We start from the raw sequence: 14879 nt of genomic DNA on the forward strand, positions 1-14879 counted from the left end.
TGTAAATATTTTTCTACAGTATTTTAGCGCTTTTGGTAGCCAAATGCAATACGTTGGTATAGACTCCCTTACAAGAAGTTGGTACACTTGCCACTTGTAATATTTTATTGCATCATAAATGAACCCAATCACAAAAACATGTCGAGTGACAAATCAACCCTTTATTATCACGGAGGAGGAGCGGAAATTCTGCGAGCAAATGGAAGTTCCAGTTCCAGATATTTGCGCAGAGGAGCGGATTCGTAGACTTATGAATGAAAGAAATGCGCGAAATTTGTATTATAGAAAATGTGATTTAACCGGGAAGCAAATACTTTCTCAACATCATCCCGATAGCCCTTTCCCCGTATATGAAGCTACGCAGTGGTGGGGCGATTCATTTGATGGACTTGATTATGGAGTGGACTTTGATTTTGATCGGCCATTTTTTGAACAGTATTTGGAGCTAAAAAATAAAGTACCACACATGTCAGCATTTGTAATTAGTGGGACTCTTGAAAACAGCGACTATACAAATTGCACCGGATATATAAAAAATTGTTATTTGATTTCCGAATCTGATTATGATGAGGATTGTTATTTTTCAAATAGAATTTATCATAGCAAAGATGTAATGGATTCATCGAATTGCACGGAATCTGAACTTTGTTATCAATGCGTTGACTGCACAGGCTGTAACCGACTTTTGTACTCTGAAGAATGCACACAATGTCGCGACGGTTACTTTTTATATAGCTGCAAAGACTGTAGTGACTGTATTGGTTGCATAAACCAAAATCACAAAAAATATATGATTTTCAATGTGCAATATACAAAAGCTGAATATGAAAAATATAAGACGGCATTCCAATTGAATACACACCCTGGAGTTGCAGACTTAAGAAAAAAATGTGAAGATTTTTTTAACCAACATCCGCACAAAGCGTTGCAACAAGAACATAATGAAAACTCAACTGGTGATCATTTATACCATTCAAAAAATAGTTCGAATTGTTTCGATTCATCAAATTTAGAAGATTGCATAAATTGCGTGAGAGTTGCGGGAGGAGTTAAGTCCGCTATGGATTACACCTCTTGGGGATTTAAAGCTGAGCTAATATATATGAGTAGTGCTTGTGGCGACAACGTATACAATTTGAAATTCTGTAGTAGCTGCACCACAAACGTAAGTAATTGCACCTACTGCTACATGCTCACAAGTTGCAGTGATTGCTTCGGATGCGTCGGCCTTAAAAAGAAAAAATACTGCATATTCAACAAGCAATATACCAAGGAAGAGTACGAGGCACTTGTGCCGAAAATTATTGAGCACATGAAAAAAACTGGGGAATGGGGCAGATACTTCCCGCAAGAAATATCATCGTTCGCATACAATGAATCGATTGCTATGGAGAATTTCCCACTTACAAAACCTGAGGCAATTGCACTCGGATATAGCTGGCGCGACGAAGATGATTCCAATGCGTATCAAGGCCCAAAAGTTGAAATACCCGACTCTATCGATGAAGTGAATGACGAGATTTGTAAACAAATTCTCAAGTGTGAATCGTCTGGGAAATTATATAAAATCATTCCACAGGAATTGAAATTTTATAGACAACTTGGTATACCGCTCCCGCACAGATGCCCTGCACAAAGGCATGCGGACAGGTACGCTCGAAGAAATACATATAAATTATATGAAAGGAAATGCGCTGCAAGCGGTGAGAAGATTTTGACTTCATACCCACCTGAAAGCCAAGTCCCTGTATACTCTGAACAAGAATTTTTAAAAGTAATTTACTAATGGCACATTTAACTCAAACATGTAGGATTTCAGGAAAGCAATTTATCGTAAGCGATGAAGACCAAGCTATGCTCAGTAAATTGTCGCCGGTGCTCAATGGAAAGAAATACGACTTGCCACTTCCGACACTCTGCCCAGAAGAAAGGCAAAGACGACGGATGGCATTTCGAAATGATCGGACTCTTTATTATAGAAAATGTGACTTAACGGATAAACAAATTCTTTCACAATACCCAAGTGAATGCGCATACACGATTTATGATGCAAATATTTATTGGACGGATAAGTGGGATCCGATGCGATATGGGCATGACTTTGATTTCAGTCGGCCGTTTTTTGAACAATTCGAAGAGTTTTTAAAAACCGTTCCACGCATTTCCGTAAATGGTCTAAACAATGAAAATTGTGACTTCACCAGCTTCGCAGGATGGAGCAAAAACTGCTATCTCACATGTACTGCTGATTATAATGAAGACTGCTACTACATCTATTACGCATTAAAAAATAACGATTGTTGCGATGCATGTTTTATTACAGAGTCTCAACTTTGTTATGAATGCACTGATGTAAAAAAATGCTATCACTGCCTGTATTCACAAAATCTTACAAATAGCTCAGATTGTATTTTGAGCAGAGATCTCATTGGATGCCAAAATTGTTTCGGATGCATCGGGCTTCGTAATAAACAATATTATTATTTCAATGAAAAATTAAGCCCTGAAGAATGGCAACAAAAAGTTGATGCATGGAATCTGCATTCTGCAATTGGACTGAATAATGCAAGGAATGAAATTGCAAAATTCTTCTTACAATTCCCGCGGCGTGCGGTCGAAACCACCGGATCCGAAAATGTACTTGGGGATTATGTATTTTTCTCACAAAATTGTTACCACTGTTTTGATGTGAAAGAATCTCAAGATTTACGATATTGCTCTCATATAATCAACGCCAAAGACTCAATGGATTGGGATTATTATGGCTCTGATGGAGAACTGTGCTACGAGATGCAAAGCTCTGCTGGGGGCGTAAAAAACTGCGCCTTCTCAACAAACTGTTGGGGTAATGATTCGTATCTTTTGTACTGTGATCTTTGTACCAAATCCAAAAATTGCTTCGGATGTATAGGACTACGAAATGCTGAGTATTGTATTTTTAACAAGCAATATTCAAAGGAAGAATATTTTGAAATGGTTGATAGAATCATAGAACATATGAAAAGAAAACCGCTTCCTTCGGGGCAAGCAAACGAGTGGGGTGAATTTTTCCCTGCGAATTTAAGCCCACATGCTTACAATGAGTCAGTAGCAACAGACTACTACCCACTTACAAAAGAAGGGATTTTATCGCAAGGATTTAGGTTTGAAGAGGTTGGGTATACCAGTGATTACCAAGGAGTTGTTCCGAGTACTCCTGACAATATAAATGATATTGATGAATCTATTTGCAAACAAATTTTGAAATGCGAGACCTCTGAAAAATTATTTAAAATCATCCCACAAGAATTTAGATTTTACAAAAACAATGAAATACCAATCCCTAGGCGCTCTCCTGAGCAAAGATACAAAGACAGAATGAACCTCCGAAATCCCCGTGTAATTTTTGATAGAAATTGTGCTAAGTGCGCTGCCCCAATGCAGACGACCTTCGCACCAGACCGCCCAGAAATCGTATACTGCGAAAAGTGCTATTTAGAAAATGTTAATTAATATGACACCAATCACTCAAACATGTCGCCTGTCCGGAGTTCAGTTCGTTATCAGTGATTTGGAACAAGAATTTTTACGCAAAATGGAAGTGCCACTTCCGACCATCTCGCCATATGAAAGAATGCGACGCAGACTCTCATTTCGAAATGAACGACTTTTGTATCATCGCAAATGCGATCTCACTGGGAAGCAGATTATTTCTTCTGCATCTCAAGATAAAAAATATCCTGTGTACTGCGCTGATGCTTGGTGGAGCGATGATTGGAGTCCGCTGGATTATGGGCGTGACTTTGATTTTAGTCGGCCGTTTTTTGAACAATATTTTGAGCTGCGTGATCAAGTGCCGCGCCTCGCGCTGCAACAGCAACGCCCAATGATCAATAGTGAATATTGCAACTGTGCTTCGAAGAATAAAAATTGTTATCTGTGTTTTTCAACCAATCATTGCGAGGATTGCTATTACGGCTCGTGGATTAATTTTTCAAAAGACTGCGTGGACAACGAAAACTCACTTAAAAATGAACTAGCTTACGAAACCAACGACTGCGAAAGCTGTTACAATTGTGTCTACTCCGAAGAGTGCCATAACTGCAATGATGTGTATTTTTCCAAAGCATGCATCGGCTGTAAAAATATTATTTTTTGCACAAATTTAAAAAACAAAGAGTACTGTATTTTTAATAAAAAATATTCAAAAGATGAGTTTAAAAAATTCAAACAGGAAATGAATTTAGGCTCAAATAAAAAATTTAGTGAGCATGTCGCGACATTTGAAAAAATGAAATCCGGCATGATCGTAAAAGAATACCACGGAACAAATAACGAAAATGTAACAGGCAACCATATAACAAATTGCAAAAATAGTTTTTGGAGTTATATGGTGACTGACTGTGAGGATGCGACGCACTGCGCAAGCGTTGAAGTTGGAGTTAGGAATTGTATGGATTACACATACTGGGGAGGAAACGCCGAAAGAATTTATGAATGCCAAGCCTGCGGATATGATCTTTTTAATTTGAGATTTTGTAATCTTTGTTGGAGCAACTGCTCGGATCTCACATACTGTGACCACTGTTTCTCAAGCTCTGATTGCTTCGGATGTATCGGTTTAAAAAAGGCAAAGTATTGTATTTTGAATAAACAATATACCAAGGAAGAATATGAAGAATTGGTACCGAGGATAATTGAGCATATGAAAAAAACTAAAGAATTTGGCGAATTTTTCCCAACTTCAGGATCGCCGTTTGCGTACAATGAAACGCTCGCTGTTGAATATACGCCTCTCAATCGTGAGGAAGTTTTGGCTCGAGGAAATATGTGGAAAGAGGCAGATGCAATCGCTAAGTACCAAGGCCCGAAAGTCGAAATCCCCGATAATATAACTGATGCGCCTGAGGATATTTGTTCGCAAATTTTGACCTGTGAAGTTAGTGGGAAATTATACAAAGTCATTCCACAGGAACTGAGATTTTTGCGTAAAATGAATCTACCAATCCCAAGACGCTGCCCAGACCAACGGCACGCCGATCGCATGGCTAGACGAAACCCAAGGGTGCTTTATCAAAGACAATGCGCCAAGACTCACAAGGAAATCTGGACTACATACTCTCCAGAAAGACCTGAAAAAGTTTACTGCGAAGAGGCTTATAGGGAAGAATTTATATAGAGTCTCTATAAATGCCATTTCTGTGTTGAACTTTAAGAATCATAAAATAATCCTCATTCTTTTCTCGACCTAGATACTCAAGAAGCAACCTATAATCGCCCACGCGCAAACGATGGGTTGCCGGCTCTATACATTCAACCGAAACAAGTATGGAAAATATGTCGGGGTGACGTTTAATTGATTTGAGCTTATTTACTATCCGCCCTTGTATATCCTGTGACGGTTTTTCAAATGTCTTTTTACCCTTTTTTGTAAATTCAAAAATACTCATTTGCTTATATTACAAAACCGCTTGGGCCAGAATCATGTGATTCTTGCATCTGTTTCTTCAAGGCCTCCTTGTTTAATTCTATTTCATAATCTTCCAAATAGTCCTCGATCAAACTTTGGCAACCATCAAAATATGGGAGCATAACAACTTTTCCTTGCCCACGATTCGTGACTATATAAGTAGTCATTTCGATATTATTTGCGATTTCGCACATTCTTTTTTGCGCCTGTGTTGTTGTTATAATTTTAGACATATATATTTAGTTATATAGATAAATACTGATTTCACTATATATTTTACTATATATTAGAATATGTATCAATGCATATATTTAAAAAAACGTAAATGCACTTATATCATAAGATCTTAAAATATTTTTAAAATCTTTAGTAAAAAAAACTATAAAATAAATGACAATTTTTCAAGAGTACTATACTATTTACCCAACTTAAAACTCGAATGAACCGTCGCCACCATGGAAAACTGCAAACAATGCAAAACTCTATTTGAAATTACTGGAAATGACCGTGAGTTTTATGATAAAATTTCTCCGGTTTTTAGTGGTGTGAAATATTCAATCCCAAGTCCGACTTTGTGTCCGGCATGTCGAAGTATGAGACGGCTTACATATAGAAATGGAAGGACTCTTTATCAAAGGAAGTGTGATGGCACTTCCAAAGATATAATTTCTGTATATCATCCTGAGACGCCTTTCCCCGTATACTCTGTCGAACATTGGTATTCGGACAAATGGGATGGGCTTGAATATGGGCGAGATTTTGATTTCAACCGTCCATTTTTTGAGCAATTTCATGAACTGTCTCAGGTGGCCCCAAGAGCCTGCTTGCTCAATGAAGCAAATGAGAATTCAGAATATACAAGCTATGCAGGGTGGAATAAAGACTGCTACCTTGTGTTTTATTCCGATCGTAATCAACAGTCATATTATCTTGGGGATTCGTTTTATAATGTAAGTTGTTTAGACTGTTCATTTTCAAATAGAAATGAACTTTGCTATGAGCTTATTAATTCATTTAATTGCTACAATAGTAAATTTATCTACGATTCACAGTTGTGCTATGACTCGTGGTTTTTGAAAAATTGCGTTGGATGCAAGAATTGTATCGGGTGCGTCAACTTAAGAAATAAAGAATATTGTATTTTCAATGAGCAGTGCACGAAAGGGCAATACGAGGCAAAATTAAAAGAATTCAGCTTTGATAGTCATAGCTACCTTGAGGAATTCAAAAGGCGGTTCCAAGAATATTTGCTTAAATTTCAAATGAAATATCTTCATGGAATAAATAATGAAAATGTATCCGGTGATTACATTAATAACTCACGAAACCTTGCAGAATGTTTTCATGTAGAGGCGAGTCAGGACTGCGCGTACTTAAATGACTGTCAAAAATGCAACGACTGCTACGACATGGATGGCTGGGGCGGAAGCGGGGCCGAACGTGTATATGAAGGGCAAACTGTTGGGGAATCTGTATTGAACGTACTTTTTTCCAGTTTCATAATCAGTTCGTCATACGACATCTTGTACTCGGAATTTTGTACAAATGGCTCGAACAATTTGTTCGGTTGCTCTGGTTTAAAAAAACAACAATATTGCATTTTGAATAAAAAATATTCAAAAGAAGAATATGAAAAATTGGTGCCGAGGATAATAGAGCATATGAAAAGCAGTGGTGAGTTTGGTGAATTTTTCCCAGCAAGTTTAAGTCCATTTGGCTACAATGAAACTCAAGCTTATGAGCAATTTCCGCTTTCAAAAGAAGTCGCTCTTAGCAAAGATCTGAAGTGGAGGGATCGAGACCCTAAGGATTATCTACCACAAAATTTCGCTATAACCGATCGAATACATGATGTATCTGATGATATATGCGGTATGACTTTAGCATGCGAAGTAACACATAAAAATTATAAAATAATTCCACGCGAATTACAGTTTTATAAAACAATGGGATTGCCGATACCACGTCTCAGCGCCGATCAAAGACATACAGAGCGATTTAAATTACAAAACCCTAGATTTCTTTTTGATAGGGTTTGCTCAAATTGTAATACAAACTTACAATCATCTTTCAAATCAGACCGCCCCGAAAAAATACTTTGTGAAAAGTGTTATTTGGCTGATGTGTACTAAGTCTCTAAGCGAGTCTTTTTCCCGCTTCTATATAAACATCTGAGCGGTGGCGGATCGCGAAGATTTTGACTGTTTTACCTTCTATTCTAAAAACGACTCTGAAATTTCCAACCCTTAACTTCCTGTAGCCTTTGAGTGAGCGCCGGAGTGGTTTTGCAAACTGCTCGGGAGATGACATGAGTTTTTGCTCAATTGCTTTTTTAATTTTATCTCGAACTGGTGATGATAATTTTGGGATATCAACATTTTTGACCTCTCTCACATATATAACATTGTACGTCATGACCAAATATCTTCATGGGATATAAATTTTGTATCTTTTTTATCCCTTTCCTCTGCGAGCAAATTTAGAAAATCATCCTCATCTAACTCAATTGCAACCTCAATAAGCTCAACGGCTTTTGACGAGACAGAGATTCCGTCGCGCTCTGCGAGTGCCTCCAGAGCTTCATACGTCTTCTCAGAAGGCGTTAAGTTAACTCTTTTTTTGTTGGTTGGCATGAGTAAGTTTTTCATAAAATTACGTTTATAGTGTACCATAAGTGTTACACCATTTCAATGGATATAAAAATCTGTGTTTATATAGATAGCATACAAAGTTAAAAATTCTTTAAAATCTCGTTTAAAAAAAACTCTAAAAAATGGCTTTCCATAACATCATCTTGTTTTCAAGGAATTGCTTCGCTATACTGTTAACAGTAACAGTACTTTTTGAAATTATGAAAACTCAAAAAAACAAAACTCAGGCGGCCCAGGTGTATTTCCCAAAGAGCGTATATTTTAAAATCAAAATAGAGGCCAAGCGTGAGGACAAGCCGATGGCCGCATGGATTCGCGACATTGTTCTCAAAGAACTTGAAAAGAAAAATAAGGGTAAAAAGAGGCTTTCTGATTTGAAAACTTTTTCTGTGCCAGAGTTCAAAGGCTTCAAACCTGAAGATATTGATAAAATTGTTTATGAATTATGATATTTGCAGATACATCTTTTTTGATAGGCTACTTGATCGAGGAAGATCCTCATCATGAGAAGGCTCTTGAAATTGCCGCAACAATTGAGGATGATTTGCTTGTCACACATGATGTTTTAAAAGAGTTCGTTACCGTAGTTACTTACAAATCCTCAAGTGAAGTAGCCTTCGCGCTTTTTACAGCTGTTAAATCTAGCTACTTTATACAGGTGATGAATGAAGTTGAAGGGCACTTTGAAGAAACCATGGCAATCTTCGATCTACTTGGCCATCATAAATTTTCTTATACCGATTGTTCGCTAATTGCAATCGCCCAAATGCTCGAAGGCGAGGTACTTACTTTTGATAAGAGATTGGAAAAGGCGCTGGAGTAATGTAAACTTGCATTCTGAAATTAAGAAAAATTTATGGAAGGAATTATTCGCACTAAAAAATGTTCAAACGATTGCTGTGATGGTGAGATTCCCATCACTTCTTGGGATATAGAATTTTTCAAGAAAATGGATGTGGCGGAACCAACTGAATGTTTTGATTGTCGACAACAGTTGAAACTTTCTTTTCGTAATGAGCGGAAACTCTATCACAATAAATGTGGGCTGTGTAATAAGCCGATTGTCGCTATTTATTCGCCTGATCACCGCCTAGCTGGCGGGACAAGTAAACCGTACCTCGTATATTGCACGACTTGTTGGTGGGGAGACGGCTGGGATCCACTTGGTTATGGAAGAGATTTTGATTTTAGTCGACCAGCTTTTGATCAAATTCGTGAGCTTCATGAGGCTGTACCAAAGCTCGCACTACTCGTACTCGGAGATAATATAAATAGTGATTATGCGCATGATGCCTATCGCTTAGAGAATTGTTATTTAACATTTGATGGGGAGCAGGCGAGGGATTGCTATTATGGAGAGACGTTCTCTCACACCAAGAATTGCATGGATTTTTTTGTCACGAAAGAGTGCGAGCTCTGCTATGAAACGGTGAACTGCAAGGGGTGTTACAATGTGAATTTTTCCCGATATTCTCAAAATTGTTCTGATTCGAGTTTCCTACTTAATTGCAAGGGTTGCAAGAACTGTTTTGGATGCGTGAATCTTCAGCAAAAGGAATATCATGTTTTTAATAAACCTTATTCCAAAGAAGAATATGAGAAAATCGTCGCTTCATACGGACTTTCAAATCATTCAAATCTTGTGAAATTCCGATCAGAGATCGAGGCGTTTTTTCTTGGGTTTCCTAGAAAACATATCAATGGGATTATGAATGACAATGCCACTGGGGATAATTTGAATAACTGCAAGGACACGACCGAATGCTATGACTGTGATAATTTGCGAGATTGCAAATACTGCACAAATGTACAGATGGGTGCGGCTGACTGTTACGATGTGAATATTTGGGGTGGCGATACAAGCATGGTTTTTAACTGTGTTGGGGCTGGCGCTGGGACTCAAAATGTAATCGGGAGCTTCTATGCCGGAGTTGGGGCCAACAATATATATCACTCTCTGGTTTGCATGAATAATAATAAAAATTTATTCGGGTGCGTTGGGCTTCGTCAAAAAAAGTTTTGCATTTTAAACAAACAATATACCGAGGCGGAATGGGGGCCTATGTTTGAAAAAATTAAAACTTATATGAAATCGACTGGAGAGTGGGGCACGTTCTTTCCACCAGCGGTGAGCCCATTTGGATACAATGAAACTATGGCAATTGAGTATTATCCACTGACTAAAGATCAGGCCCTGGAACGTGGATTCAAATGGCGAGACCCAGATCCAAAAGAATATTTAGCACAAACATACATAACTCCCGAAGATATTTCACAAGTAGATGATGGGATCTTGAAAGAAATTTTGGCATGTACCTGCTGTGGCAAGAATTTTAAATTAGTACCTCAAGAGCTCAAGATTTATCGCCAAAAAGGATTCCCAATTCCTAGGAAATGCTGTGATTGTCGACACCTTGATAGATTGGCTCTGAGGAATCCAAGGAAGCTTTGGGAAAGGAATTGCACTAAATGTTCAGCTAATATAAGTAGTTCATACGCCCCGGAGCGTCCTGAGAAAGTTTATTGTGAGAAGTGTTATTTAGCGGAAGTTTATTAAAAACTTTCTGAAAAAACTCTAAAAAAAATTGTCGAGGTTTTTTGACGTACAAAAATCTATAAGGGTTGCTATATCGCAATCTTGATTAATCAAACGTTGCTGTTATGCTGTCTCCGGTTTTAAAGTATGATTTTTATTAAAGTGATTTACGAAAAATTTGAAAAATTAAGGTTGGTGATGGGTGTCCTTGGAAATCCTGAAAAAAACATAAGATTTGTTCATGTGACAGGTTCAAAGGGCAAGGGTTCTGTATGCGCTATGACGGCATCAATACTCAAAGAGGCAGGGTGGAAAGTTGGGCTTTTTACCTCTCCGCATATTCAAAAATGGAATGAGCGGGTGAGGGTAAATGGTGTCGATATAAGTGATGAAGACTTGAAAATATTTGAGAATCGGGTTGATACAATATGTAGCGAAATTCAAATTGAGCTCACTGAAATGGAGAGGTTTTTTATGATTGCACTTGGATATTTCGGCGAACAAAAAGTTGAGATTGCCGTAGTTGAGGTCGGGATAGGGGGGAGAAAGGATGCGACAAATGTGATTGATGGGATAGTCTCAATTATTACAAATATCGAGCTTGAGCACACTGAAATACTTGGGGAGACATTGGAGAAAATTGCGCTGGATAAAGCCGGGATAATTAAGGAAGGTTCAGTGTGTATAACTGCCGAAACGGATAGTCGATTAATCGAAGTTTTTGCGAAAGAGGCCGGTGAAAAAAAAGCGAAATTGATAGTGCTCGAGCCATCTGACACGGATTTGATTAGTCAAACTATCAAGGGTCAGGTTTTTAATTTTATGAATTATAATAACGTAGAAATCCCTCTACTTGGACGACACCAAACTTCAAATGCGACGATCGCAATAATGTGCTGCGAGGCACTGAATACAAAGGGAGTAAAGATAGATGAAAACAACATTCGAAATGGACTCAAAAATGTAAGTTGGCCACTCCGACTCGAAGTGATAAATTTGAAAGATAAAAACATGCCGACAATAATTATCGATGGAGCGCATACGCCAAAATCAATACAAAGAGTCGTGCAATCCCTCAACAAACTCTGTAATCAAAAGAAAAAAATAGTTATCGCCGGATTTTCGGAAGATAAAAAATATGCCAAAATACTAGAGATACTGCTTAAAGATTTGATATCTCCCAAAGATGAATTAATCCTTACTCAAGCCAAATATAAAGGTTTGGATGTTGATACTATAGCCGAGTGCCTAAATGGAGCGCACGCCCATATCACGTATTCAGTCGCTACAGCGCACGCAAAAGCTCAAAAGCTGGCACAAAAAACGGATGTTATTATCTGCCTCGGAAGTCTTTATCTCGGTGCGGAATACTATAAAATTCTTACTAAATCTTCATATATAAATCTATAATTCCAAAAGTCTGCCCGGGCAGACTTTGGCGTGTGGGCGCAGACGGATAAGCGGAGGTACTTTCGTTTGCGTGCTAAAAAAATGTGAGTTGATGAATGGGAAATTTTTTGGGTGGTGGTTAAATAGGAAGTTGGTGATGCGGGGTTGAGGGTCAATGTTGGGGCGCGGGTGAGGTAGCCGATGAGCATTGTAAAAAAGCCATATTTATGCTAAAATTGTATATTAAATATGTATGGTTTTACGTTATATTTAAAATGCATGTAAAAGATTTCAAAAAGATAAACTTATGGGTGACAAAGTAGAACAAAAAAAGGATCATTCAGCACATTCAAGTGGAATGGAAATTCTTCACGTCATCGTGTCTCAAGGTACACCTGATAATCCGAAACTTGAAAAGCTCTTTTTGAGTTTTCTTGATAATTTGCATAATACCTCTAAGGGCAAAAGAATGGCCTTTGAAATGTTCGGCTATAACCAATACACATACTTCTTTGTAGCCGTTGAAACAGAGGTCGCCAGACTTGTGGAGGGTTTGATTTATTCGACTTTTCCAGGGGCCGAAATCAAGCCAATGGATGACTATACCAGATTTTATAACCCGGAAGAAAATACGCTTATGGGTACAAGTATCACCCTCAAGATGAGTGATATATATCCATTGAAAATTTACAATGAATTCGAAGAGGATTCTTTGTCCGGAATATTCTCGGTGATTTCAAAGATGGCACACAAGGATCAAGCTTGGATTCAGATACTCGTGAACCCTCGGGATGATAACTGGGCGTACCATTTTGAACGTAAAATGAAAATGAAATACAATAAGTTCAAAAGAAATTTCAGACTCAAAAATTACGCCAGGCTCAAAGATAAAAATGTATTCTTCGAAGAGGAGAATTCGAATTTTGTAAGCAAAACCGAATTCAATCCATTTGAAATTCAAATAAAGTTTGGAGCTGTAGCCAAAACCCCAGCGGAGGCGAAGAAAAATCTAATAGCGATAGCAAAGGCATTTTATCAATTCAACAAAACCGACTACAATGAATTCATACTAAGTAAGGCAAAAAAAGGTGATGCGTTTTTGAAAGAATACAAGGCTCGCAAAATGACTACCTCTTCGATCTTGAGTGCGCAGGAGCTCGCAACACTCTACCATTTTCCAAATGCAGACCACGTACCACATGTCGTCCACGTACTCGCAAAAAAACATGAACCACCAAAGGATCTGCCAACCGGCGGAGAGAATGTTTCTATGTTTGGTAAGACCAATTATCATAATAATTTTGAAGAATTTGGTATCAAACGTGAAGATAGAAGGCGGCATCTTTATGTCGTTGGTAAGTCCGGTACCGGTAAATCAAAATTACTGGAAATGCTCGTGCAGCAAGACATAATCAATGGCCATGGAGTAGGTGTGCTCGATCCACATGGAGATCTCGTTGATAATATTCTTCGCATGGTTCCGGAGCACCGCATGAAAGATGTGATTTATTTTGATCCGGGGGATACGGAATTTCCAATTGCGTTTAATCCGCTGGAAAAAGTTGATGAAAAATACAAGATGCAACTCACGATCGGATTTATAGATATTTTCAAAAAACTATTTGGTACCAACTGGTCAGACAGACTTGAGCATGTACTTCGATATACAACTTTAGCACTTTTGGATTCGCCAAACACAACGGTACTTTCGATTTTAAAAATGCTTTCGGATAAAAACTATCGTCAGAGCATTGTCGCTAGAATCACGGATTCCGTCGTAAAAAACTTCTGGGTAAATGAATTTGCCGGATGGAGTGAGAAATTCGATGCGGAAGCGATAACGCCACTTTTGAATAAAGTCGGACAGCTTGTATCTACAAACATGGTGCGAAATATGATCGGACAACCTATCAATACCTTCGACATTCGTGACGTGATGGATAACCAAAAAATCCTTCTGATGAAGGTTTCAAAAGGTCTACTTGGAGAGGAAAACTCACAACTTCTCGGTTCTATGATTATTACAAAAGTTTATCAATCGGCCATGGCCAGAGCCGATATGAAAGAAGAAGATCGTAAAGATTTTTACTTCTATGTAGATGAGTTTCAAAATTTCGCAACGGACACTTTCTCGGAAATCCTTTCCGAGGCTCGTAAGTATCACTTATGTCTAACAATTGCGCATCAGTATATCGGGCAGCTTAATGACGATGTCCGCAAAACTGTATTTGGTAATGTAGGTTCTATGATTTCATTTCGTGTTGGTGCGGAAGATGCCATAATCCTCGCTGATGAATACACTCCGGTTTTCTCTGTTCGAGATATTATCAATCTCGGAGTACGAGAATTTTATACAAAACTTTCTATCGATGGCGAACTCTCTGAGGCGTTTTCCGGAAGAACTCTCGACATCAAATATGAAGATAAAGATTTTAGCCGCGAGATAATCGCGCAGTCTCGAGAAAAATATGCCAAGAGCCGTGAAGTTGTCGAAGAGCTTCTCACCCGTTGGGATGAAGGCTCAACCGAAAAGGTTGCCGACGTCAGCAACATAATCAAACAAGAAGAGGATTTTGAGATGCCTTTGATATAGGGTACAATACCTCCATGGTAAAGCAATTTGTAATTATCGAACCATGGGGTGGGGGCGTTTTAACACCTCTGCCGGATATGGGCCTTGGCCGGAAATGCTTAAAAAATGCTTGGAATAAAGGGGGCTCTTTAAACAAATTGGGCAATGCTATGCGCGAAGTTTGCCAGCTGAACGCCGTGTTTCAAAGGCTGTGTGCGCGCACACGTCTTGAACACCGTGCTTCAGATGTCATTCTTAAGAACAAGCCATGAAGTACGTATT

Annotated in this window: 12 protein-coding genes; 9 read left to right on the forward strand and 3 right to left on the reverse strand. The window is 38.4% G+C overall.

Annotation, left to right across the window (positions count from 1 at the left end; all coding sequences use genetic code 11):
• Positions 1 to 118 precede the first annotated feature (118 nt).
• From Q8P68_00590 to Q8P68_00600, 3 genes are read left to right on the forward strand one after another with little or no spacing between them, the layout of a single operon-like run.
• Positions 119 to 1786 carry a hypothetical protein gene (locus tag Q8P68_00590; GenBank protein MDP4007669.1) on the forward strand — a complete coding sequence of 556 codons (1668 nt, stop codon included), beginning with the start codon at positions 119 to 121 and terminating at the stop codon, positions 1784 to 1786.
• Complete coding sequence (locus tag Q8P68_00595) at positions 1786 to 3492, forward strand: hypothetical protein (protein ID MDP4007670.1); 1707 nt, start codon at positions 1786 to 1788, stop codon at positions 3490 to 3492. Before Q8P68_00590 ends, Q8P68_00595 begins: the two co-directional genes overlap by 1 nt.
• A gap of 1 nt (position 3493) precedes the next feature.
• Entirely contained in the window at positions 3494 to 5158 is a 1665-nt protein-coding gene (locus Q8P68_00600) for a hypothetical protein (GenBank protein MDP4007671.1), read from the forward strand.
• 275 nt (positions 5159 to 5433) lie between these two features.
• Here the strand turns inward: Q8P68_00600 and Q8P68_00605 are convergent, their stop codons facing one another.
• Positions 5434 to 5682 (reverse strand): hypothetical protein, encoded by a 249-nt coding sequence (locus Q8P68_00605; GenBank protein MDP4007672.1) that lies wholly within the window; start codon positions 5680 to 5682, stop codon positions 5434 to 5436.
• 222 nt (positions 5683 to 5904) lie between these two features.
• Here Q8P68_00605 and Q8P68_00610 point away from each other — a divergent pair, with 222 nt between their 5' ends.
• On the forward strand, positions 5905 to 7581 hold the full coding sequence (locus Q8P68_00610) for a hypothetical protein (GenBank protein ID MDP4007673.1): 1677 nt from the start codon (positions 5905 to 5907) through the stop codon (positions 7579 to 7581).
• A 4-nt stretch (positions 7582 to 7585) separates the two neighbouring features.
• Here the strand turns inward: Q8P68_00610 and Q8P68_00615 are convergent, their stop codons facing one another.
• Positions 7586 to 7864 carry a type II toxin-antitoxin system RelE/ParE family toxin gene (locus Q8P68_00615; GenBank protein ID MDP4007674.1) on the reverse strand — a complete coding sequence of 93 codons (279 nt, stop codon included), beginning with the start codon at positions 7862 to 7864 and terminating at the stop codon, positions 7586 to 7588.
• Positions 7861 to 8097 carry a hypothetical protein gene (locus tag Q8P68_00620; protein MDP4007675.1) on the reverse strand — a complete coding sequence of 79 codons (237 nt, stop codon included), beginning with the start codon at positions 8095 to 8097 and terminating at the stop codon, positions 7861 to 7863. The genes Q8P68_00615 and Q8P68_00620 overlap by 4 nt, the downstream gene beginning before the upstream one ends.
• A 203-nt stretch (positions 8098 to 8300) precedes the next feature.
• Here Q8P68_00620 and Q8P68_00625 point away from each other — a divergent pair, with 203 nt between their 5' ends.
• The 5 genes from Q8P68_00625 to Q8P68_00645 all read left to right on the forward strand — a co-directional run bounded on the left by Q8P68_00625 (position 8301) and on the right by Q8P68_00645 (position 14618).
• Positions 8301 to 8549 carry a hypothetical protein gene (locus Q8P68_00625; protein ID MDP4007676.1) on the forward strand — a complete coding sequence of 83 codons (249 nt, stop codon included), beginning with the start codon at positions 8301 to 8303 and terminating at the stop codon, positions 8547 to 8549.
• A complete protein-coding gene (locus tag Q8P68_00630; protein MDP4007677.1) occupies positions 8546 to 8923 on the forward strand; it encodes a PIN domain-containing protein in 378 nt (125 codons plus the stop codon). The genes Q8P68_00625 and Q8P68_00630 overlap by 4 nt, the downstream gene beginning before the upstream one ends.
• A gap of 33 nt (positions 8924 to 8956) precedes the next feature.
• The gene (locus tag Q8P68_00635; GenBank protein ID MDP4007678.1) at positions 8957 to 10657 is read left to right on the forward strand and encodes a hypothetical protein; all 1701 of its coding nucleotides are present in this window, start codon (positions 8957 to 8959) and stop codon (positions 10655 to 10657) included.
• 126 nt (positions 10658 to 10783) lie between these two features.
• A complete protein-coding gene (locus Q8P68_00640; protein MDP4007679.1) occupies positions 10784 to 12046 on the forward strand; it encodes a folylpolyglutamate synthase/dihydrofolate synthase family protein in 1263 nt (420 codons plus the stop codon).
• A gap of 286 nt (positions 12047 to 12332) precedes the next feature.
• On the forward strand, positions 12333 to 14618 hold the full coding sequence (locus Q8P68_00645) for a type IV secretion system DNA-binding domain-containing protein (protein MDP4007680.1): 2286 nt from the start codon (positions 12333 to 12335) through the stop codon (positions 14616 to 14618).
• The last annotated feature ends 261 nt before the right edge of the window (positions 14619 to 14879 follow it).

The sequence above is a fragment of the Candidatus Peregrinibacteria bacterium genome, from assembly GCA_030700255.1.
GTDB lineage: Bacteria > Patescibacteriota > Gracilibacteria > UBA1369 > JABINC01 > JABINC01.